At 42.9% G+C, this 22693-nt stretch carries 19 protein-coding genes and 1 pseudogene; 15 read left to right on the forward strand and 5 right to left on the reverse strand.

Annotated features, from left to right (window positions below; all coding sequences use genetic code 11):
• Positions 1-74: 74 nt before the first annotated feature.
• Positions 75-941 carry a Cof-type HAD-IIB family hydrolase gene (locus tag FS628_RS26960; RefSeq protein ID WP_186327988.1) on the reverse strand — a complete coding sequence of 289 codons (867 nt, stop codon included), beginning with the start codon at positions 939-941 and terminating at the stop codon, positions 75-77.
• 27 nt (positions 942-968) lie between these two features.
• Positions 969-1703: an MBL fold metallo-hydrolase gene (locus FS628_RS26965; protein ID WP_145326083.1), complete on the reverse strand. Its 735-nt coding sequence runs from the start codon at positions 1701-1703 to the stop codon at positions 969-971.
• Between the two features lie 257 nt (positions 1704-1960).
• Between FS628_RS26965 and FS628_RS26970 the strand changes: the two genes are divergently transcribed.
• Positions 1961-2860 carry a sugar-binding transcriptional regulator gene (locus FS628_RS26970; RefSeq protein ID WP_260871211.1) on the forward strand — a complete coding sequence of 300 codons (900 nt, stop codon included), beginning with the start codon at positions 1961-1963 and terminating at the stop codon, positions 2858-2860.
• Positions 2861-2981: 121 nt separating this feature from the next.
• On the opposite strand, the pseudogene FS628_RS26975 reads toward FS628_RS26970, so the two are convergent.
• A pseudogene (locus FS628_RS26975) lies at positions 2982-3868 on the reverse strand (GerAB/ArcD/ProY family transporter).
• Positions 3869-4213: 345 nt separating this feature from the next.
• On the opposite strand from FS628_RS26975, the gene FS628_RS26980 reads away from it, so the two are divergent.
• Both FS628_RS26980 and FS628_RS26990 read left to right on the forward strand, forming a co-directional pair.
• Complete coding sequence (locus FS628_RS26980) at positions 4214-8263, forward strand: S-layer homology domain-containing protein (protein ID WP_145326085.1); 4050 nt, start codon at positions 4214-4216, stop codon at positions 8261-8263.
• 686 nt (positions 8264-8949) lie between these two features.
• A complete protein-coding gene (locus tag FS628_RS26990; protein WP_145326087.1) occupies positions 8950-9471 on the forward strand; it encodes a VOC family protein in 522 nt (173 codons plus the stop codon).
• Between the two features lie 70 nt (positions 9472-9541).
• On the opposite strand, the gene FS628_RS26995 is transcribed toward FS628_RS26990, so the two are convergent.
• The gene (locus tag FS628_RS26995) at positions 9542-10036 is read right to left on the reverse strand and encodes a MarR family winged helix-turn-helix transcriptional regulator (protein ID WP_260871212.1); all 495 of its coding nucleotides are present in this window, start codon (positions 10034-10036) and stop codon (positions 9542-9544) included.
• 430 nt (positions 10037-10466) lie between these two features.
• Here FS628_RS26995 and FS628_RS27000 point away from each other — a divergent pair, with 430 nt between their 5' ends.
• The 4 genes from FS628_RS27000 to FS628_RS27015 all read left to right on the forward strand — a co-directional run bounded on the left by FS628_RS27000 (position 10467) and on the right by FS628_RS27015 (position 13251).
• Entirely contained in the window at positions 10467-10823 is a 357-nt protein-coding gene (locus tag FS628_RS27000) for a DoxX family protein (RefSeq protein WP_145326089.1), read from the forward strand.
• Positions 10824-10852: 29 nt separating this feature from the next.
• The gene (locus FS628_RS27005; RefSeq protein WP_145326091.1) at positions 10853-11620 is read left to right on the forward strand and encodes a pirin family protein; all 768 of its coding nucleotides are present in this window, start codon (positions 10853-10855) and stop codon (positions 11618-11620) included.
• 46 nt (positions 11621-11666) lie between these two features.
• The gene (locus FS628_RS27010; protein ID WP_145326093.1) at positions 11667-12119 is read left to right on the forward strand and encodes a MarR family winged helix-turn-helix transcriptional regulator; all 453 of its coding nucleotides are present in this window, start codon (positions 11667-11669) and stop codon (positions 12117-12119) included.
• Positions 12120-12183: 64 nt separating this feature from the next.
• Positions 12184-13251, forward strand: coding sequence for an LLM class flavin-dependent oxidoreductase (locus FS628_RS27015; protein WP_145326095.1), 1068 nt, complete (start codon positions 12184-12186; stop codon positions 13249-13251).
• Between the two features lie 245 nt (positions 13252-13496).
• Here the strand turns inward: FS628_RS27015 and FS628_RS27020 are convergent, their stop codons facing one another.
• Positions 13497-14516, reverse strand: coding sequence for an alpha/beta fold hydrolase (locus FS628_RS27020; RefSeq protein WP_145326097.1), 1020 nt, complete (start codon positions 14514-14516; stop codon positions 13497-13499).
• Positions 14517-14659: 143 nt separating this feature from the next.
• On the opposite strand from FS628_RS27020, the gene FS628_RS27025 reads away from it, so the two are divergent.
• The 8 genes from FS628_RS27025 (at position 14660) to FS628_RS27060 (ending at position 22683) form a co-directional block, all read left to right on the forward strand.
• Positions 14660-15550, forward strand: coding sequence for a LysR family transcriptional regulator (locus FS628_RS27025; RefSeq protein WP_145326100.1), 891 nt, complete (start codon positions 14660-14662; stop codon positions 15548-15550).
• Between the two features lie 376 nt (positions 15551-15926).
• On the forward strand, positions 15927-16667 hold the full coding sequence (map, locus tag FS628_RS27030) for a type I methionyl aminopeptidase (protein ID WP_145326102.1): 741 nt from the start codon (positions 15927-15929) through the stop codon (positions 16665-16667).
• Between the two features lie 82 nt (positions 16668-16749).
• Positions 16750-17988 carry a DUF418 domain-containing protein gene (locus FS628_RS27035; protein ID WP_145326104.1) on the forward strand — a complete coding sequence of 413 codons (1239 nt, stop codon included), beginning with the start codon at positions 16750-16752 and terminating at the stop codon, positions 17986-17988.
• A 386-nt stretch (positions 17989-18374) separates the two neighbouring features.
• Entirely contained in the window at positions 18375-18587 is a 213-nt protein-coding gene (locus FS628_RS27040; RefSeq protein ID WP_145326106.1) for a hypothetical protein, read from the forward strand.
• 65 nt (positions 18588-18652) lie between these two features.
• Positions 18653-19030 carry a DUF7674 family protein gene (locus FS628_RS27045; protein WP_145326108.1) on the forward strand — a complete coding sequence of 126 codons (378 nt, stop codon included), beginning with the start codon at positions 18653-18655 and terminating at the stop codon, positions 19028-19030.
• Between the two features lie 49 nt (positions 19031-19079).
• Positions 19080-19511, forward strand: coding sequence for a hypothetical protein (locus FS628_RS27050; protein WP_145326110.1), 432 nt, complete (start codon positions 19080-19082; stop codon positions 19509-19511).
• Between the two features lie 428 nt (positions 19512-19939).
• On the forward strand, positions 19940-20254 hold the full coding sequence (locus tag FS628_RS27055) for an ArsR/SmtB family transcription factor (RefSeq protein WP_145326111.1): 315 nt from the start codon (positions 19940-19942) through the stop codon (positions 20252-20254).
• On the forward strand, positions 20251-22683 hold the full coding sequence (locus tag FS628_RS27060) for an FAD-dependent oxidoreductase (protein WP_145326113.1): 2433 nt from the start codon (positions 20251-20253) through the stop codon (positions 22681-22683). The genes FS628_RS27055 and FS628_RS27060 overlap by 4 nt, the downstream gene beginning before the upstream one ends.
• Positions 22684-22693 lie beyond the last annotated feature (10 nt).

Consider the following 22693-nt stretch of genomic DNA (forward strand, 5'->3'; position numbering starts at 1 on the left):
GCCAAAAGGGGCAGTAATAACGACTTTTTGAATGGAATCACAGATAATCTCTCCTTTGGTGTCTAGCTGATAGATTAGAGTAAGAACGTATGGATTGCCTGTGCAACACCATCTTCAGCGTTGCTGGCAGTGACAACATTAGCGATTTCCTTCACATGAAGCTCTGCATTTCCCATGGCGATTCCTAATCCTGCCCATTGCAGCATGTCCAGATCATTATCATAGTCTCCGGCTGCAGCTACCTGCTCGCGTTCGATCTGATGTGCATGACATAAACGTTCCAGTGCGCCTCGTTTACTGACTCCGGCTGAATTAACATCAAACCGCAAACTTCCTGTTCGTGTACATTGGAATAACCCTGATTCTTCAAGGGTACGAAATAGGTTTTCGCGTGAGTCGTGGTCTGTACAGATCACGGCTGCTTTGAACAGCATGCCTGGCATCTGGTTTACAAAGGTTCTGAAATCCTTTCCGACTTCAACGAAGCGAATAAGATCAGCCTCTATAGCATCAAGTTCATCACGTTCTTCGAAAGAATCCAATTCCGGTCTGTTGACCCTATTGTTGATGGCCCAGTTCCTATTGATATCATTAATCTCTTGAACATAGAGGACATTGTATCCATAGAAATGGATGTAGGCTCCTTCTTGCTGGATGACATCCAACATGAACAGCATATCTTCTATTTTCAACGCAACGCCATCAAGCAGTTGTCCAGTCAAGGGATCTACCGTCACGGCACCGTTTAGTGCAACCAGTGGAAAATTCATGGAGACTTCCCTAGCATGTGACCATACGGAAGCGGGAAATCGTCCAGATGCAATCGTGACATTTACTTCCGCTGAGATTAATTGTTGAATGGAACTTCGTGTCATAGGTGTTATCATTTTATCTGGATTGAGCATCGTACCGTCCAGATCAAGGGCTAACAATCTGTACATGAACATATTCCTCCCGGATCGATTAACTTACACAACATACATACGAAGTGGTTCCGGTATATCCACAGGCCCTTGGAAAGAGCGACTTGCTTCATCCCGCATGAACTCCAGATCGCCATCTCCGGGAAGATGGACAAGGACGAGCTGCTTGACGTTAGCCTGACCAGCAATCATGCCTGCCTGAAGTGCATTCATATGTCCTTGGCCAGTTGTGTGTACACTGCCTTCACAGATGGTAGCCTCACATAGAAAGATGTCTGCATCACGAGCAAGTTCGATAAGAGAATCACAGTACGAGGTATCACCGGAATACACCAGCACCTTGCCTTGATATGTGATCTTAACGGCATAGCATGTAATGGTATGCTGCACCTGTACAAATTCGATTTCTGCGCCAGCAAGCTGAATTTTGGATGAAGGATCAATCGAGATGACCTCGGTATGTTCACCATATAGACCATTCAGAATATCCACTGGATTATCCGGTGCATACAGCTTCAGTTTATTCAACATGCGACCATTGCGGATCGCACCCGCTGCAGCATATTGAAGAACTCCCAGATCGGCGATATGATCATGGTGCAAGTGAGACAAAATAACACCTGATAGATCTTCCACGCATGTCTCGCTGGGGAGTTTACTCATAACGCCGCTGCCACAGTCCAACAAAATCTGCCCTTCATCTGTGGTTACAAGGTATCCCGCAGTTGCTCCGCCAGCGGCGGGATAACCACCCCAGTAACCTAATATCTTCACATTCATCTTTGCACCTCTGTCTGTCTTGATCTGCATTCTTTACAAATGTTCCGTACAGTTACAATTGTAAAAAGGGTTTGTTTCTCTCGTGTCAACCGAAAGTCAATCTTTTGTAAAACTGCTTTTGGCAAAGTTATCCTGGCTTGACTCCGCCGCGAATCCCATTTTATAGTGGGAAATGTGTAAGAAGGGAAATTTAAACGTCAAAGGCGGACTTATATGTGAATATAGACGAACGCAAAAATATGATAAGAGTCTGTAAGATGTATTATTATGAATCCTGGACACAAGAGAAGATTGCGGAGAAGTTAGGTGTATCCAGGCCAGTCATCTCCAAGATGCTGCAACGTGCGAAGGAAGAGGGCATTATTGAGATTGTCATTCATGATGATGATTACGAAACGTCCAAGTTGGAGAAAAAACTGGAAGACTTATTTAACCTCAAACAGGTGTTGGTCGTTCCAACCAAGGATCTGAATAAAGAGTTGTTGTCGAGTGCTGTAGGCAAGGCTGCCGCTCAATTTGTCCAAAAATTGATTAAAAACGGTGACCGTGTGGGTGTCTCATGGGGCAATACGCTCTATCATATGGTGCGAGAGTTCCCTTTGGAGAAAAAAGAGAATGTCAAAATTATTCCACTGGTGGGTGGAACAGGGAATTCGCGCAATGAAATGCACTCTAATCAGATCGCCTATGAGTTATCCAAAAAAATGGGCGTAACCTGTGATACGTTATATGCTCCGGCCGTTGTGGAAACAGAAGAGTTAAGGGAGCAGATTGTTGGCATGCCTAATATTTCGGCCGTTCTTAAAGAGGGGGAGAATATCAATCTCGCTCTGGTGGGGATCGGAAATCCGTATTCCATGTCAACGATGGAACGATCAGGTTATCTGAATGAGCAAGTGTTAACTGAATTAGAAGCACTTCACACGGTAGCGGATATTAATTCTGTGTTTATTACTCGTGAAGGTACAATCACCGAGCATCCCATTAATCATAGAGTCATTGGCCTTGGACTGGAGCAGTTAAAGAAGACTAAAACGGTGGTAGGCATGGCCTTTGGTCTGCACAAAATAGACTGCATCCTGGCTGCTTTGCGGGGAGGATATATTAATATGCTCATTACGGATGAAGCCACGGCAAGTCAAATTACGAAAATTTGATGTTCGAGGATCATCCTTTTGTTTCGCTAATGAAACAAGTTGAAGCCGAGACTAATTGTATATTCATGAAGCCAGGAGAACGACAAGGTTCTCCTGTGCACCTACAAGAAGGACTAACCATTTAGCCTACCTTTAGTGCTTCACTAGAAGCCTGCTTCCCGCCTTTTTTATTAATAAAACTAATGATGAGCAGCAGCAGTGGCAACAGGCCAAATAAGAAAATGGACATATTTCCGAGAAAATCACCCAAAGCTAACGTTTCTTCTAGGTTTTTAGGCAAGTAAGCAATCAAATACAATATAAGCAACATCAATACGATGAACAGCGATTCATAACGCTCAAATAGAAAACCCTCAATTTCAAAACTTCGTACCATGTCAAACGTTGGCCACATCCGCGTCTCAATTCCCGGCAAAGATAAATTCCCTACCACTGTAACAATCGTGATTAAATAGATAATCGTGCAAATAAGGATGCTATATATTGCGGCTTTATTGCTCGCCTTCACGTCTGCCATGTAAGCTGTGATGATGAGCAAACTTTATATCCAGAATAGGAGAGACATGAGGGCTTGAGTCCCTTTATCACAGGCATAAATCCATCGCCCAGAAGGGGCCTGAGATTATCGATTTCAAACATCTTGGTGCTTAAAAGGAACACCAGCGCGAGCAACACCAACGTAACGGGCAACACAATTGAAAAGACTCGGATGATGATTTTAAGACCACCTGTTAACATATAGAAACCAATCCACAAACTAACCATGATGGTAACCCAACTAGGCGTGCGCTCAAGGATGTACATACTTGTTATTTCAGCCATGACTCTGACTTCGAATGAACAAAGAACAACAAAATATACGATAATTAAGAGTCTCAACAGATAAGAAATCCATTGACCTGTGAATCTCAGGTATAAATTCGAATACCGTTTTGCGGGGAATCTGCGACACAAGGTTACAAGAAGCAGGCTGATTGCGGTTACGATCAACCCTGATATAATACACATCTGGTGTTTCTACTGCTTTACTAATTGTCCGAGGGAGTGTTAGAATGCCAGCTCCAAGTATTGAATTGATAACACAATAATGACCTCGGAGGTATTGATATTAGATGTGGATTGCTTCATTGGCCTTCACTCCAAACCGGAGAATATATTTCTATGTAGTATCGCCCAATGAAGTTGTTTTATGTAAGAGTTAGTCAAAATCAAATTAGTCTATATGAAATTTATAAGATGTAATTTTTTACATAAGTTTTACGTCTAGGTAATGGACCCTTGATCTCCTCTTGTTATGCTAGTTCTGTTTGGAGTTATATAAGCCAATCTATCAAACAGATAAGGGAGAGAATTATGATTAGTCACTTCTACAAAAAGATGTTACCCTTCCTGTTATCGCTTTCTTTAGTATTCGGATGGTTCGCGGGATTTGGGGGAGCTAATTCAGCTCAAGCCGCATCGTTATCTGAGCCTGACATTCTGTTAGAACGCAACACCAATTGGAAATACTTCGATCAGGGACAGAATCTGGAATCGCAATGGCTTGTTTCATACGACGATTCATCATGGGAGTTCGGAACCGCACCGTTTGGCTACAAGGACAACGGCAATGGCATAAGCACTTCCTATTTCGGACCTCTCAAAACGGTAGTGAGCTATGGTCTGGACAAAAAATTAAAACACCGTACAACCTATCTAAGAACAAATCTGGCCGTCAACAAGGATGCAATAGATGGTTATGGACAAATTCTCGGCACTTTTGGCATTGATGATGGGGCAGTTATATACGTGAATGGTGTGGAAGTTCGTCGCTTTGGCATGCCTGAAGGAGAGATACAGTACTCAACCAAAGCAACATCAAGTCAGGACTTGCCTGTTATGTATGAGGATATAGATCTGACTGAGCCGCTGAAAGCCTACTTACACGATGGCAACAACGAAATTGCGGTCGAAGTTCACCAACAAAGCGACAGCAGCTCAGATTTGTATTTTGACATGGAACTTAAAGCATTAGCAGAAGCGCCACTACTGGATATCAGTAAAGTAACGGTTACCTTCTATGGTGATGCGACAACGAGCAAGGGCTTCACTTGGTATTCACCTCTTGCATCCACACAAAGCACTGTTCAAGTGGTACCGAACCAAGGAGCGGCTGCTGACTTCAGTCAGGCACAAAGCTTCAACGGACGCACGTCCGTGGCTTCTAATTCCCCGGGAGAAATGGTGCATAAGGCGGAAGCTACAGATCTTATTCCGGATACCTCCTATTATTTTCGCGTTGGCGATCAAGATCTGGATATATGGAGTGAGGTTGGCACATTCAAAACAGCTCCCACTAACGGAGCATTTACGTTTATTGACCTGACGGATACCCAAGCTAAGGAAGAGGATGAGGCTATTCTATCTGGCTCTACGCTCTCCAAAGCGTTAACCCAGGTCCCAGATGCTGCGTTTGTTGTTCATAATGGTGATGTTGTAGAAAATGGAACGTCAGAGCAGGAATGGAACTGGTTGCTTGGTCACTCCCAATCCAGTCTGATGAACACGACCATTGCGCCATCCGCGGGCAATCATGAGAACAAGAATTATGCGTTCTACGAGCACTTTAACCTGAAGCAGCCAGACAATGCCGCAACAGTAACAGGTGCTTACTATTCTTATGATTACAGCAAAGCTCATTTTATCGTACTGAACTCCAACGAAAATTCCTCGGAATACGCCAATTTCTCCAACGAGCAAGTGGCATGGATGAAGCAGGATGTTGAAGAGGCAAAAGCTGCCGGAGCAGAGTGGATCATCGTCAACATCCATAAAGGGCCGTATACGACATCCAATCACGCCACAGACAGCGACATTATCGGCGCAAACGGTGTACGAAATAAAATTGCTCCGTTGATGAATGAATTGGATATCGATTTGGTTCTTCAAGGACATGACCATATCTATGCACGGACAAAGCCAATAAAAAGCGATGGCATGGCTGAAGACGTGTCCAAAATTACGGAGACTCTGAACGGAAAGAGTATCGAATACGCAGTGAAGCCAGATGGAACGATCTATATGATTCCAGCTACCGCAGGGGCAAAAGTATATTTTAAGAACCAAAAACCAGAATTAGGTGAAACGTATTTCAGTTTGTTCGAGCGTGCTGAAGAGAACCACGCAAGACAGTATGGCGATACTACGAGTGCAGCCAGAGGTCAGGTTCAGAACTTCGTGTCATTTACAATCGATGGCAGCAAGCTTACTGCTGTAACGTATGAGATTGACCAACATACCAATAACGGAGAGCCATTCATTGTAGATCAATTCGGAATTCTCAAAGAAACAAATACAGTTCCCGTTCCAGAACAGATCAACAAAATAACGGTAACGTTCCATGGAGATCCGACCAAGAGCAAAGGGTTCACATGGTATACATCGGATAAACTATTGCAAAGCGACCTTCAAGTCGTGGAGAAAACATCAGCAACACCTGATTTCACACAAGCCAAATTATTTCAAGGACGTTCTGCCCAGCCTGCCAATGCTCCAACGGAGCGGATGCACAAAGCAGAAGCGACAGATCTGAAAGCAAATACGACCTATTTCTTCCGTGTAGGCGATGCTACCAAGCAAGTATGGAGTGCAACAGGTACGTTCCGTACAGCACCGGCAAAAGGCAAATTCACCTTCATTGATCTGGCGGATACACAAGCGAAAGAAGAAGATGAGGCTATTCTGTCCTCCGAGACGTTGGCCAAAGCACTGATTACAGTACCCGATGCACAGTTCGTTGTGCATAACGGTGATATTGTTGATAAAGGTGTCAAAGAAGAACAGTGGAACTGGCTGCTCGGACACTCACAGGAAAGCCTGCTGAATACGACCATAGTTCCATCCTCTGGGAACCATGAAGACGAAAATTATGCTTTCATTGATCATTTTAATGTGCAGCCTCCGGCGAATTCCGCAACAGAAACGGGAGCTTATTATTCTTACGACTATAGCAATGCACATTTTGTTGTATTGAATTCCAATGAGAATTCAACGGAGTATGACAACTTTTCGTTAGAACAAGTCAAGTGGCTGAAGGAAGATGTTCAGGCTGCCAAGAAAAAGGGAGCAGAATGGGTCATCGTCAACATTCACAAAGGCCCATACACAACATCGAACCATGCAACAGACTCTGACATTATGGGAGCGAATGGAGTGCGCTCCAAGATTGCTCCGATTATGGCGGAACTTGACATTGATTTTGTTCTTCAGGGGCATGACCATATCTATGCACGTACCAAACCGATTGATCAGAAGGGGAGCGCACGTCAACCAGAAATGATCACGGAAATGCAAAATGGACAGAAGATGGAGTACTCTGTGAATCCCGATGGCACAATCTATCTGATTCCAGCAACAGCAGGTCCAAAAGTATATTACAAAAATCAAAGCACGAGTCTGGGAGAGGCCTACTACAGCCTTTTTGAGCGCGCGGAAGAAAATCATGCGGCACAATACGGCCCGGACCCAAGTGACAACCGCCGTCCAAAACGTAGTCAGGTCCAAAACTTTGTGGGCATTACGATAGACGGCAGCAAACTGACGGCGATAACGTATGAAATTGATCAGAATGTGAGTGGGGCGACTCCATTCATTATCGATCAGTTTGGTATTGTGAAGAAGACAACGACAACGATTCCCGGACCTGGTACATCGAATCCGGGTTCGGATTCAGGCTCAGGTAACGGATTCAACAGCGGAAATGGATCCTCTGAAACCAGTGGAGGTACAGCAACTGATAACCGTCCAGACAATGGTATCGGCAACGGAAGTAATCCCGGGAATGAGACGGGTACAGGATCAAACAATAATGGAAATGGTGAAAATACACCACCAATGAAAGATACGGTCGGGCACTGGGCCAAGTCTGCCATTGATAAGGCGCTTGCAGCTGGATTCGTGAATGGATATGGCGACGATACATTCCGTCCAAATCAGAAGGTTACACGTGCTGAATTCATTACAATGCTGGGTCGTGCATTGAATCTGAATAACGTAACCGACAATGTTCAGTATACAGATGAAAACAAGATTCCCTCCTGGTCTAAGCCTTACATTACAGCAGCTGCATCCCTGGGAATTGTCAATGGGTACGCAAATGGTTCCTTCGGTCCAGGCAAAACATTAACCCGCTCCGAAATGGTCACCATGATCGTGCGCGCAGGCGGAATTCCTGCGGATTCTAATGCAAAACTAAACTTCAAAGATGCCAACGATGTTCCGGCATGGGCAGTTTCGTATGTAGCTTCTGCTGTAGAAGCCGGACTTGTAGGCGGTGTGGGCGGCAATCGTTTCGCACCGATGCAAACAGCTACGCGGGCGGAGGCGATCACACTTATTATCGGGCTTTTGGATAAGGGAGAATGATTTAGAGAAAATAAATAAGAGAAACCAATGGGAGACTTATCTTCTCTCATTGGTTTCTTTTTGAAAGTTTAATCTGTTCTGCATTATTGATACCTTAATCAGAAAAATCAATGCTTTTTATGCAAGTAGGCCCATTGAAACCGTGATAATGTAACAGTAAGTATTACTGCAATAAATGGTATACTGATCGCATTGTACTTGTTATGCTCGCTAAAGGATTCCGCAGCTTTCAGGTAGACCGTATTCTGCGAATGAAGCGTACTAGCTCGAATTTGAGCGTTCAGAAGCTTTTTCAGCCCGTGAATTTTTTATGCAAAATTTGTTACCAGATGTGGTGGGCAAAGAGGGGGTAATTTCTTTAGTTATTGAAGGCAGATCATAGGCATTGGACGACTTAGGGCTGCATTGATTTATGGGACACTATCTGAGAGAGCGGACGCCAAATCGAGCCATCTTTTTATTTGAGGAAAAAGCAATTCATACATATGTCCCCTATTTTCTCCTATCCTACGGGAAATCCATTCAAGTCATCGAACCACAGCGTTTGAAGGATAGACTTGTTGCTGTTGTGTCCGAGTTAATTGAATACTATCAAATTTAATAACTTCACTGACAGTAGATGTCAGTGAAGTTATTTTATAATGATGACAATCTTGGATAACCGATAAGAAGGGCTGAATAGACACATGAGTGAACAGACAAAACACAAGGCAGCATCAGGAAAATATACAAAGAATGGCACACCTAACGGCGTTACATCGATTACCCCATTTATAACAGTAAAGGACCCTTCTGAAGCAATCGATTTTTATAAAGGTGTTTTCAATGCAAGGGTAAAGGATATTACTGAGCATTCGGATGGAAATGGTAATACGATGATTGTTCATGCGGAATTAGATTTTGGAAATGGTTTTTTACAGCTGGGAGCAGCGAACCCGGCATATCAATTGGCTCTGCCGCCAGATCAAGATAATGCATGTTATTCTTTAGGGATTTATGTCGTTAATGTTGATGAAACCATTGAAAACGCTGTATCTAGAGGGGCGAAAGTAAGAGAAGCGATTATAAACTTTGCCTCTGGTGATCGATTCGGGAGTATATTGGACCCTTTTGGCGTGAGGTGGTCTATTCTAACTCGGATTGAAGATTTGTCGGAAGAAGAAAGTAGTCGGAGAGTTGCTGAGTGGGTCAAAAGTGTTAGTGGATGAATAGAGGAGTTTAGAATACCCCCTTGAAGGTAGAAGAAGTCAAATGCACCTTTGGAGGGGGTTTTAAGTCCTAAAGGAAACCCTCTAGGTTGGATGAAATTTTTCGAGATACCGAGATTAACAGCTCACGTTCTTGTTCCGAGAGATCTTGTGATGCAGCTTCCTCTATTTTTGTCCAAACGGCAACAGCCTCGTCAACGAGTTGTCGGCCATTTTCAGTTAGTGTAACTAGCGTAACGCGCCCATCTTTGGGCGATTTAGAGCGAGTGACCAGGCCAGATTCTTCTAATCGCCGAACGGATTTGGCAACCGTTGAATGGTCCAAGCGCATCGTCCGTCCGAGACTCTGCTGCGATTGTCCGTCTTGCTCTCCTAATTGCATTAACATAATTTCTTGACCAGTAAATAGTCCAACTTCACGCAACAAGTGCGCAGCTAAACCACGATGTGATCTCGCCATGGAAAAAATCGCAAAGTTAATGGGGAATTGTTGGATGACATGCATTTCTTTTTCTACATGAGATGTATTGGAGTCTGGTTTGTGTTCTTCTTCAAAGTTGTTCATCACTTTTCACCTTTCCGCTTGTACTTCTATAAGCGTAGTGAATAATTCAACACTTGTAAAGTGAGGGAGTTATGAATGGAAATGCCCTAAAACAGCTTCGCCATATACTTTAGGCCCGTCTGTACCTTCAAATATATCGCCTTAAAGAACCCCGGGAGAGAGTCGACTTGCTGTGCGACTTGCTCCAATTTCCTCAGCTACAGCTTTTACTACCTCGATGGCACAGTAATTTTAATGCCTGCAAATTATAACTTCTGCAATAACTCCAAGAAATCACTCTTGCATATGATAGATTGCATTCAAGATTCAAGTGGACAATATGTAAGAATGTAAATCAACTTTTTAATTGACACCCATATAGCCTAATGTTAGGATATGTTTATCCTAAAGTTAGGATAAATAATTCTAGGGTAAAGAGGAGATTAAATTTATGAGTATTCTATCCATTGTTTTGCAAGTCATATTGGGGTTAGGGTTCCTAATGTTTGGGTTTATGAAGTTTGGGTCCAAGCAGATGGTGGAGGGATTCAAGCATTATGGATATCCCGGAGCGTTTCGAGTGTTTACAGGACTGATCGAAGTCATTGCAGCAGGTTTAGTTATTGGAGGTATTTGGAGTGAGAATTTAGCTGCTTGGGGTGGTTTAGTCATCGTTGTAACGATGATCGGTGCCATTCTTACTCACATTAAAGTTAAGGATCAATTGAAACAAATGCTCATGCCGATCATTCTATTAGTGCTGGGATTAGTTGTATTGTTAATCAATTACGGGTCTTTGTTTGTGTGAGTAGTGAGTTAATCTAAGGAGAGATTATAATGGGAATCCAAATTATTAAACCTGGAGATCAAGCGAGTGGTCAGTTCGATGGCGGTAAAATACAAGAACAAAAACCTATTGGTTTTTCTGGAGAAGGATCCATCATTACTCGTCTAGGTCCCTTATTTTACTGGGCTTGGGCTCACTCTCAGGAGCCTGCAGAAATCGGTTTGCATCCACATAAAGGTTTCGAAATCATCACCTATGTCATTAAAGGTAAGGCATATCATCAGGATACACTGGGTACGGAAAGTGTTGTAGAAGAAGGGGGAACCCAACTGATGCAAACAGGCTCTGGGGTGTACCATGGCGAGGCTTTGAAGGAACCAACAGAGATATTTCAAATCTGGTTTGAACCTCATTTAAGTCAAGCGGTTAAACGTCCCCCTGTTTATGTACAATTCGATTCTAATCAGTTTTCGGTAGTAGATATAGACGATGTGAAGATCAAAAAAGTTTTAGGAAACGATTCTCCCATGCAAATCGTGACAGATGCCCAAATGTGGGATGTATCTATTCCACAAGGGAAGGTATACACGCATAACCTTTCCGTGAACCGTACGTTGGCAGGTTTAGCGATTAGAGGGGATGGAACTTTTGCTTTAGATACAGGGGAACCCACATATTTCTCACATAAGGACTTTATGATCACTCAATCAAAAGAAGAAGAGAGAATCATCATAAAAGCTGTAGATCAAGACCTTAGAATTGTACTCATTGAAGTTCCTACAGAAGTTGCGTATCCTTTATATAATAAACCAAGATAACCAATGGTGACTTTCCTTGCAGTCATCTAATTAGGAGGTTCGCTACATGTTTCAAGGAGATGAACAAAGTCAGATTGATTTAAGACTTTTCCGTGTGTGGATAAAAGCAAGTAAAACGGTCTTTGATGATGTTACAAAAGATATAGAAAGTTACGGCATTAGTAACGAGAACTTTATGGTTTTGGAACTCCTCTATAATAAGGGACCACACACGGTTCAAAATATAAGTGAAAAATTTTCTATCCCTAGTGGGAGTATCACATATGTAGTAGATAAGCTTGAAAAGAAAGAATTAGTAAAACGGGAACCAAGTCCAACAGACCGCCGATCATCAAATGTAGTCATTACGGAACAAGGTCAAGCCTTATTTAAAGAGATCTTTCCGCAACACGTTGAGGTAATTTCCAAGAATCTTTCCTATATTACCAATGAAGAAAAAATACAGTTAACTAATCTTCTCAAGAAAATCGGATTAGGCCCTAGTCATACCCAATCATGAATTGAGCTGAGACCGATTTTGATTTCTAGGCCTCAATGGAACTCATATGGAAGGACAGACAGAGATGGAACAATATCGTATTCAACAAGAAAAAGGTATGGAGATCGGTCTCTATTCCATTGGAGATCATTTAAGTAATCCTTTGACAGGCCGTCGGATCTCTGCCCAGCAGCGGATTAACGAATTAATTGAAACTGCCAAGCTGGCTGAAGAAGCAGGACTTGATATATTCGCAGTAGGGGAGAGTCATCAGCCGTTATTTGCAACCCAGGCACATACCGTGATTCTTGGGGCAATTGCCCAAGCAACCAAAACAATTAAAATTGCGAGTTCGGCAACAGTGCTGAGTACTTCCGACCCGGTCCGTGTATATGAAGATTTTGCAACGCTTGATCTGATATCCAATGGACGTGCAGAAATTGTAGCCGGGCGGGGATCGCGTCTAGGAGCATATGATTTATTAGGTTTTGATGTAAGTAACTATGAAGAATTATTCGAAGAGAAATTGGATTTACTGTTGAAAATTAATGAAGAAGAGCGTATTACATGGCAAGGGGAATTTCGAGCACCACTACATCATGCCGAAATCATTCCTCAACCATTACATGGAAAAATGCCGATATGGCGTGCAGTTGGAGGACCTCCGGCAAGTGCGATTAAAGCAGGTTTAGCAGGCGTACCCATGATGCTAACAACACTAGGTGGACCAGCAAAAGCATTTAAAACTGCTGTGGATCGTTACCGCGAAGCTGCTTCGAGTGCAGGCTATGATCCTGCAAGATTGCCCATTGCCACAACGAGTCTCATGTACGTAGCTGAAGATAGCCAAACAGCCTTACGTGAATACTATCCACATATCAATAACGCTACAATTCAATTAAGAGGTAGTGGTTACCCTGAGCAACAATTCTTGGCTGCTACGGATTATCGAGATGCACTCATGGTCGGTTCTCCTCAACAAATTATTGAAAAAATGTTGTACCAACACGAGTTGTATGGCCAACAACGATTCTTAGCCGAGATCGATGCAGGTGGCGTCAGTATGGAGCAGATTAAGAAGAATATTGAACTTCTGGCCACAACCATTGTACCTGCTATTAAGAAACACACCATGAATAACAAACTAATTTGACCTCATAGGTAGTAAAAAACGAAGGCAGTTACCTTCGTTTTTTCTGTTTCAATGGACCTGTCTAGTTGCCTACGCGCACATCCCCTGATTACCACAATAAATTCAAGGCAGAACTGGAAGATGACTTTAGCATATTAATCCATATGGAATGAGAAATCTCCCGAGGCACATACAACTTGAAAACCACATTTATCCATGTGAAAGGAAATCATTTTTATAAATGTATGAGTGGTTTCCTCACTTGGTTATCCATTTTCACTAAGCGTGAGCAATTGTTTGAGGTTGTCATCAATAAATGTATTATCCGCACTGTTGATTCCACGACCGGCAAAGTGGCCCCAGATCGATTCGATAGGTTTTAGCACCGCGTTAGGCATGTGCTTAACCTCGTATTCGTTATCTTCCGCCGTACAAAAGAGATCCGTACTTCCTGGCATAACGTAGGCAAGGGCTTGAATGCTTTTGAGTGCCTGATCAAAATCCCCGTTATAGGAGGAGTTGGCACTAATGTCTGCATGTTCGCCTGTCCATAACATGGTCAAGACATTGTGTGGATCCATCGTCATAAACACAGCCTCCCAGAAGTCGGCCACAAACGCTGCGACTGAATCAAATCCCAACTCACGATAGAGCTCCTTTCTATAAAATGCTTGCGAAAATCCCCATCCTGCATAAGTACGACCCACAGCGCGCAAGTCTGCAGAAGTCAAATCATTGAGTTTGCTTGGTTCGAACTGAGCGACAGCCATAAGCGGGGCGCTGACTCCATTCAGCACCACTAAGGTCTGAGGCCACGGCTTGGCAATTCCAGCGATCGGCGCAATGCGTTCTACCATGTCTGGATAGGTTGCTCCCCATTGGAATGCTTGAATGCCTCCCATGGACCAACCCACGACGAGAGCAATCTTTTGAATATCGTATTTTTCGGTCACCAGTCGATGTTGCAATGTTACGTTGTCATAGATGGTTACCTGAGGAAAATTAGCCCGATCAAATGGGGGAGGCGTGTTACTAGGGGACGAAGATAACCCGTTGCCTAATAGATTCGGCACGATAATGAAGTATTTCTCCGGATCGAGTGCCATGCCGTTTCCAATTAACCATTCATTCTGCACATGCTGGTCACCAAATGCCGTTGGATAGATGATGACATTATCTTTCTTTTCATTTAATTTTCCATACGTCTTATACGCAAGAAAAGCGTTCGGTAATGTCACTCCGGATTGCAAGGTCACGTCACCCAAATTAAAAATTTCATATTCCATCATTTTGTCTCTCCCTTCAAGATGAAACTACATAAGTAAAATGTAATTTCTTGTTGTCAGTATAAGCCTGTGGTACTCTCAATAAAAGTGAATAGAAATCAATGGAGTATTCAATATTATTGAAAGTAAAGGGGAATTGAATGATGGAATTGCGCCAACTAACGACGTTCCGCACAGTGGCATACACGTTGAATTTCACTCGGGCTGCGGAAGCGTTGAATTATGTCCCTTCAAACGTCACGATGCAAATTAAAGCATTGGAGAATGAGCTTGGCGCTCGTCTCTTTGACCGACTAGGTAAACAACTCGTGCTGACTACTGCGGGTAAACGTTTTCAAACGCATGTGAACAGCGTTCTGGATCAACTCGAGGAAGCTCGCAGTGAGGTTCATGACAATGAACAACTGAGCGGCACCATAACGATAAGTGCCAACGAGGTACTCTGCGCCTATCGCCTTCCAGTTGTCTTTCGTCTGTTTCGTTTGCGTCATCCGGGAGTTCGTCTCATATTCCGCTCCGTTCCCAATCAACAACTCAAGCAAACGCTCTTTGAGGGAACCGCGGATGTTGTCTTTATGTTGGATGAATCCATTCGCTCAACTGGACTTGCCGTGGAACCGCTGATCGAAGAAACATTCCGCTTTTTCGCGGCCCCAGACCATCCACTTGCGAATCAAACTGTACTACAGCTGGAGGATTTCCACGGTGAAGTGTTTCTGACGAATGAAAAGGGCTGTACTTATCGAACCATGTTTGATCGTTCATTTGAGCGAAAAGGCATGGATACTATTACATACTTGGAATTTCAAAATGCCGAAGCCATCAAACAATGTGCCATTGCAGGTATTGGTATTGCTTTTCTTCCTGAGATAACCACGGAAGAAGAAGTTAAACGGGGCGATCTGGTTGCCCTCCCATGGCAAATTCCAGACTTGCATGTGTACACACAGATGTTATGGCACAAAGACAAGTGGCTTTCGCCAATCCTACTATCTTTCATTGAGGCAGCAAGAGAGGTTATCGCGATTGATTAATAAATATCGATGCTGAATTTGCAAAAGGGTATTACCCGGATTTATCATATGTCTGGTCGCTCACGAATTTAGCCCATGGTTAAGTATAAAGAATACAGTCGAATAATTGCTGGATCTGCTCATTATGAATTTTGATGCGAAAAGAATGTTCGAAGGGAACGCAACCAAGCTGCAACGATCAATCGAGAGTGGTTTTTCTTCAGGAATAAGAGAGCAACTACAGTCACGAAGTTGATAAAAAAGTTGCGAAGCTTTGCTGCTTTGGATATGATTATCTAATGTTCAATCAACGTATACTATTTTACATTGCTTGAGTTATGCGAAAAGATAACACTTATGTAATCAATGGATGATAAAAGATAGTGAGGTAGAAAATATGATCGCAAGAACAGAAGAAGACTTTAATGGTTTGAAGGAAATTGGTAAAATCGTCGGCTCTATTCGAGATGAATTGGTACAAAAAACAGTTCCAGGTATAACAACTAAAGAACTTGACGATTTAGCCGGAGTGCTTTTTGAGAAAGCAGGTGCCATTTCTGCTCCAAAAAGTGAGTATGATTTTCCAGGCTATACTTGTATTAGTGTTAATGAAGAAGTGGCACATGGTATTCCGGGGGAGCGGGTTATTCAAGAAGGCGATATCGTGAATATTGATGTGTCTGGCTCCAAAAACAGTTATTTTGCAGATACCGGAATCTCTTTTGTCGTAGGCGAAGGCGAAGAAGTGTTAACGAAAATATGTGACGTTGTTAAACAAGCATTTGAAGCAGGTCTCAAAAAAGCAAAACCGGGTTCCAAAAAAAGCGGAATCGGAAAAGCCGTATTCCAAACAGCAAGACAGCATGAATTAACGGTTATTAAAAACCTTACAGGACACGGTGTTGGACGTGCGATACACGAAGCACCTGATCACATCTATAATTATAACGATCCATCGGATGATGAATTGTTAAAAGAAGGTATGGTTATCGCATTCGAGCCGTTTATCTCAACTTCAGAAGAAGAAGTCTACCAAAAAGGAGACGGCTGGACCTTTGCTACTAAAAATAGCTATGTAGCTCAAATCGAACATACGATTATCCTTACTAAAAATGGTCCAATCATTGTCACCCTTTAAGGTGTTCCGATTAAGAGTCGCTAAATTAGCGACTTTTTTACTATGTAGAACTGATCTTTATGTTATAGACAGAGGTGATGGATTGAGTACATCAACAAAGCGCATCCAATTAATTGATGGACTGCGCGGATTCAGTCTGGCCGGCATCGTGATGGCGAATATGCTGGCTTTTCAATATGGAATGTTCGGCCAGAGTAAACCCCAACTGTTCGGGATCGGCGGTGCAGACCAGGCTTTCCTCTCGTTCCTGCTAATCACTGTGGTGGGTAGTTTTATGCCGATCTTTGGATTTATGTTTGGCTTCGGAATGATTAAACTGTCAGAAAGTCTTAAATCAAGAGATTTGCGACCAAAGTGTCATCTGGCTCGACGTTTTCTATTACTGTTTGGTATCGGAATGCTGCATATAATCTATCTTTGGGAAGGGGACATCCTGTCGTTTTACGGCGTACTCGGTTTCTTCCTGCTGATGTTCCTGAATCGGAAACCCAAGACGCTGCTCATATGGGCGGTACTGCTACTTGTCGGAGCAGGGCTACTTGGTCTCCCGGCATCCAATCCGATGAACCCGCTATCTATTGAGTCCACTCATATGAATAACTATATCATTCAAAGTCAGGATGTATACGGTAGTGGCACCTATGCGGAGATCAGGGATTTCAGCAATAACGGCGATCCATTTGGTGGGGAATTGGAGGTATCATACGCCCTAATAGCCCTAATATTGGCCCCACTTATGACGATATCGATGTTCCTGCTCGGCATGCATGCCGCCAGAATGGGTACGTTTAACGATCCCCAGGCCATGAGACATGCGTATCTTCGTCGTGCCTCGTTTTTGATTCCAATTGGTTTGCTTCTCAAAGCATATAGTGAATTGGCACCCAAATTAGGTGCGGGAGGATGGCTCGGAATCGGAATTGGCGGGACGCTTGGGGGAACTCTGCTTGCACTCGGATACATATATGCATTTGCGCTGTTGTACGCGGGAAGCCGCCATTCTAGCCTGATGAGCAGGTTCGAGGCGGTCGGCCGTCTTTCGCTGACCAATTACCTGATGCAGAGCGTCATCTGTACGACCGTTTTTTATGGTTACGGTCTGGGACTATTTGGCCGTGCTGGCGTGTTCATCGGAGCGATTGTTGCGCTTGCTGTCTACGGCATTCAGTTGTGGCTCAGCCCACTATATCTCAAGAAATTTAGCAATGGGCCGGTTGAGTATGTCCTACGGATTTGGACGTACCTATCCTGGAAAGGACAGCCAAGAAAGAAGAAAAAGCAGAGCCCAACTTTGCCTGAGAACGCTTCAGGTGTCCAGTAAGTAAGCATAAAGCGCTATCGCGAAACGCAAATGAGCCCGCTCTGATAAAAGAAAGGGCTTATTTTGCTGTAGCCATCTTCGTCACGAACTTAAAGCAAGACACGAATTTTTCACTTAACTTTAACGTTGGTTACCAGCGAGTTGTTTCCTTTAGGATGGCGTCTTTCATGATTAATTTTGTGTGCGTATATTACCTTTATTTGTTATACTCACTGAAGAATAAGAAATCCCCTAATGTTTACTAGTATAATTAGATTTATAGATTCAACATAGCAACTCTAATACATAAGCTAACTAATATTGTACGGGCAGGAGTAAGGTATACGAAAAAAAGATGCAACGTATATCTCCGATTGTTTCCACTCGGACTTGAAAGGATCGTTATTGTGCTGAAAATCATTAATTTTCTTCTTTTCTTGCTGATCATTTGGGTAGCACTCCTGTATCCTTTTCGTTCTGCTTGGTTTGAAGGCTTAAAGCAGATTCCTGCAGATCTTCATGGTGTTTATTTACTTTTTTTGTTCTTTGGCTATCTGATATGTTCATCTGGTATGGGACTTATTGTTGGAAAGATGTTTTTTAAACGAAAAGAACAGTAGAACAAACGAAAATTGGTCTGCAGATGATACTATATTAAGTGAAATAGTAGATAGGAGGCTGGAGAATGGATAGTGACATTTTAATCAATCAGTTCCTAAGACTTTTCCCTGAATTCCACGATTATTACATAGAACATCTGGATTTAAATCAAGAGTTTCTAGGACATGTGTTTTTTGGTGATGAAGTGGCTACTTACGTTGAAAGATTGCTTCGTGAAAATGATGACACAGAACTAATTGAGAAGTTTTTTGATTTTTTTGAATGGATGGCAACTCAATCGAGCCTTTATATTGTACAAGTGTTATCTACTACAATATTGTATGATCAAGGTGGGCATACAGATATTTTGCAAAAAGCTCAAAATTATATGAAGCCACGTACTAAAAGACTTTCTCAAGAAATAGAAGATTTGCACTCAGGGAAATATTTTTTTATAGATTAATGTGTTGGAGATCAGGTTGAAGTGTGTGTAAAGATAAGGGGGATTTTGCATGTCTGTTTCAGCATCTATTGAAATCAGCTTATCAAAGCAAATCTCAAGAATGACGATTCTTCGTAAACTAGAAGAATTCGGCTGGTCATATAACGATCAAGGAAAAGTAACTTTTTTACCCATTGGGGACGAGGATGACTTTAACTGGCAGCGCAAATGTATTCCTACAGATGAGTTACTAAAAATTTTAGCTATAAAGGATAATCAAGGAGAATTAATTGGAGTCGCTATGACTTGGAAGGACACAAATATAGGGGGCACTTTTTTAATTAAAAAGAACGGTACCATACTGATGAGTCCTGATATCAATCGAAAAGTCCTTGATGTAGAAAGTTATAACAAAGTAACTGATATAAATTGGTATACAACTAAACTAGTACCTGTATTTGGTCAATTATTTGAGTCGATTTCATATGGAGAACATGTGTAATTTTCTAAAAAAGTGTTTAAGGAATGAGTTGAACTAAGAAGGATTTCTCACTGGGAGTCATGTTTGATCTAAAGTGAAGAAGGAGAAGCACTTTCCATGGAAGGTCTATCTAGCATGAATCCCGACTATATTATTATCCAGCATCGTATGGACGTCGCGGAGACTGCGGTCAATTGACTGAACAATAATTAGGAATACGCGAAGGCAATCTAATAAAAAGATACAAGACAAGTCGCCAAAGTTGGCGGCTTTTTTATTTCGCTTAAAATTTACTAAATATTAGGAAACGAATGATTCCTATGCATTGCTCACTAACAACCGCCTCAGGTTGTCTTCCATAAATGGATATCGGCACTGTCTGCGAGATGATTTGACATTCATATCAATACATCGTATTATTACGATATAACGATTTAGGAGGAATACTTTTGACGACTCCCGCTTTTGATATCAATACTCTCAAACAGTTCGATGAACCAGCCAATCTGCTGAAAGCTTTAGCTCATCCAATTCGTTTATGCATTGTGCGTGGACTGATGTTAAAAAAGAAATGTAATGTCTCATACATGCAAGAATGTCTGGACCTGCCCCAATCAACCGTATCACAGCACTTGCAGAAGCTTCGCAGTGCAGGTATTGTCGCTACTGAACGGAATGGTCTAGAAGTGAATTATGTGCTTGCCGATCAACGGATTGAACAGATTATTATTACTTTGTTTGGAAAGGAAGAATGTGAATCATGAGCAAAAAAGTACTGATTGTTGGAGGTGTAGCTGGTGGTGCATCTGCCGCTGCACGTCTGCGCCGTCTGGATGAACATGCCGAAATTATAATTTTTGAGAAAGGCCCCTATATATCATTTGCCAATTGCGGCTTACCTTACTATATTGGTGGCTCAATTGAAGATCGAGAGCGTCTGCTGGTACAGACTCCAAAAGGGATGGCGGATCGCTTTCACATAGATGTGCGCACAAGAAGCGAGGTCGTTGCAATTGATCCGCAGAAACGTTCCGTTCGGATAAACAGCCAAGAACGGGGTGAATATGACGAAAGCTACGACGAGTTAATTTTGTCTCCTGGTGCCAAACCGATCATTCCTGATTTGCCAGGTATAGATCATTCACTTATATACACCGTTCGCAACATTCCTGATATTGACCGGATCAAAGCACAAGTAAATTCATCTAACAACCAAACAGCAATTGTTATAGGCGGTGGATTTATTGGTGTTGAAATGGCAGAAAACTTAAAGGAAGCCGGATTGGATGTAACGTTAATCGAGGGTAATGGACAACTGCTCACCCCATTTGATCCTGAATTGGCAGCATCTTTGGCACAGGAAATGGAGCAGAATGGTGTGAAGTTGCTATTCTCCAAGCGTGTTCAGGCATTTCATTCTCTAGAGAAGGGCATTGGAGTAAAGCTTGCTGATGATCATGTTCTGACAGCCGACCTGGTTATTCTTGCGATCGGGGTAACGCCGGATACATCTTTCCTGCATGACAGCGGTGTTGCCCTGGGTACACGTGGGCATATCATTGTTAATGAAGCTCTGGAAAGCAATGTGCCACACATCTATGCTGTTGGTGACGCCATCGAAGTAACTGAAACCATTCACGGTACGAAGACAGCTATTCCGCTTGCTGGACCAGCCAACAAACAAGGAAGAATTGTTGCTGACCGAATTGCCGGATTAAGTTCCACCTATAAAGGAACACAAGGGACATCCATTATTAAAGTATTTGGAATAACAGGTGCTACGACAGGCAGTAATGAAAAAACACTGCAGCGTCTGGGTGTTGAATATCGCACTGTAATTGTGCATCCTGCCTCACATGCATCGTATTATCCCGGTTCCACCGCGATTACTCTGAAACTGCTGTTTACTCCGGAAGGTAAAATATTAGGTGCACAGGCCGTTGGATATGACGGAGTGGATAAACGGATTGATGACATTGCAGTAGCCATTCATTTTGGAGGCCACATTGGAGATTTGGCAGAGCTTGAATTGAGTTACGCACCACCTTATTCATCTGCAAAAGATCCGGTCAATATGGCCGGCTATGCAGCAGAGAACATCCTGGCTGGTCGTGTTGAGACATTCACCTATGATCAGCTGTCCGAACGTGAGCCGGAGCAGTCAATCCTGCTGGATGTGCGCAGTGAATTGGAGCATCAGAATGGAAATATTCCAGGTTCAATCCATATCTCAGTGGATGAACTTCGCCACCGGTTAAATGAATTAGACATCTCCAAAGACATTTGGGTATACTGTCAGGTTGGTCTGCGTGGATACACGGCTTCACAAATTTTGCGGCAACATGGCTTCAGCGTAAAAAACTTGAGTGGGGGTTACAAAACATATCGTCAAGCCCAGTTTAAGCCTGCGCCGATTTCTTCTGTCAATCATGGTCCGGTCCAATCGACTTCTGAACAGCCACAACGCATCGATCATGAGTTGAACGTATGCGGTTTAAGTTGTCCGGGCCCATTAATACAAGTGAAGCAAAAGATGGATCAACTGTCCGATGGAGAGAACTTGAGGGTAAAAGCTTCCGATCCGGGATTCTACGAAGATGTGAAAGCATGGGCAACCATGTCTGGTTCGACGCTCTTACAGCTGGAACGCTCCAAAAGTGGTACGATTGAGGCTGTTATGACCAAGAATGCTGCACATTCCGTTATGGATTCTCCTAACATCGATACTTCAAGCACAATGGTGGTCTTCAGCGGCGATCTGGATAAAGCCATTGCGTCTCTAATTATTGCGAATGGGGCTGCAGCCAGCGGACGTAAAGTGACCATGTTTTTCACATTTTGGGGATTGAATGTGATTCGGAAGCATCAGACACAAGCTGTATCCAAAAATATGATCGGCCGGATGTTTGATATCATGTTACCCCGCAGTAGCCAAAAACTTGGCATGTCCAAAATGAACATGCTTGGTGTTGGTCCAAAGATTATTCGTGGTCTGATGAAAAATAATAATGTTCCTTCATTAGAAGAATTGCTACAGTCCGTTATCGCACAAGGGGCTGAGTTAGTAGCCTGCCAGATGTCCATGGATTTAATGGGCATTCAGCGGGAAGAGTTAATAGACGAAGTTACCATTGGTGGGGTCGGTTACTATTTAGGACAAGCATCCCAAGCGAATCATAATCTATTTATCTGAACTCGCTTGG

The organism is Paenibacillus xylanexedens (assembly GCF_007676705.1).
Lineage (GTDB): Bacteria > Bacillota > Bacilli > Paenibacillales > Paenibacillaceae > Paenibacillus > Paenibacillus xylanexedens_C.

Coding starts and splice junctions, on each gene's coding strand:
- FS628_RS26995 (WP_260871212.1), bottom strand. CDS start 10,036: ATGAACAACTTTGAAGAAGAACACAAACCAGACTCCAATACATCTCAT.
- FS628_RS27025 (WP_145326100.1), top strand. CDS start 14,660: ATGGAATTGCGCCAACTAACGACGTTCCGCACAGTGGCATACACGTTG.
- map (WP_145326102.1), top strand. CDS start 15,927: ATGATCGCAAGAACAGAAGAAGACTTTAATGGTTTGAAGGAAATTGGT.
- FS628_RS27050 (WP_145326110.1), top strand. CDS start 19,080: ATGTCTGTTTCAGCATCTATTGAAATCAGCTTATCAAAGCAAATCTCA.
- FS628_RS27020 (WP_145326097.1), bottom strand. CDS start 14,516: ATGGAATATGAAATTTTTAATTTGGGTGACGTGACCTTGCAATCCGGA.
- FS628_RS27010 (WP_145326093.1), top strand. CDS start 11,667: ATGTTTCAAGGAGATGAACAAAGTCAGATTGATTTAAGACTTTTCCGT.
- FS628_RS26960 (WP_186327988.1), bottom strand. CDS start 941: ATGTACAGATTGTTAGCCCTTGATCTGGACGGTACGATGCTCAATCCA.
- FS628_RS27045 (WP_145326108.1), top strand. CDS start 18,653: ATGGATAGTGACATTTTAATCAATCAGTTCCTAAGACTTTTCCCTGAA.
- FS628_RS27000 (WP_145326089.1), top strand. CDS start 10,467: ATGAGTATTCTATCCATTGTTTTGCAAGTCATATTGGGGTTAGGGTTC.
- FS628_RS26980 (WP_145326085.1), top strand. CDS start 4,214: ATGATTAGTCACTTCTACAAAAAGATGTTACCCTTCCTGTTATCGCTT.
- FS628_RS26965 (WP_145326083.1), bottom strand. CDS start 1,703: ATGAATGTGAAGATATTAGGTTACTGGGGTGGTTATCCCGCCGCTGGC.
- FS628_RS27005 (WP_145326091.1), top strand. CDS start 10,853: ATGGGAATCCAAATTATTAAACCTGGAGATCAAGCGAGTGGTCAGTTC.
- FS628_RS26970 (WP_260871211.1), top strand. CDS start 1,961: ATGTATTATTATGAATCCTGGACACAAGAGAAGATTGCGGAGAAGTTA.
- FS628_RS27060 (WP_145326113.1), top strand. CDS start 20,251: ATGAGCAAAAAAGTACTGATTGTTGGAGGTGTAGCTGGTGGTGCATCT.
- FS628_RS26990 (WP_145326087.1), top strand. CDS start 8,950: ATGAGTGAACAGACAAAACACAAGGCAGCATCAGGAAAATATACAAAG.
- FS628_RS27015 (WP_145326095.1), top strand. CDS start 12,184: ATGGAACAATATCGTATTCAACAAGAAAAAGGTATGGAGATCGGTCTC.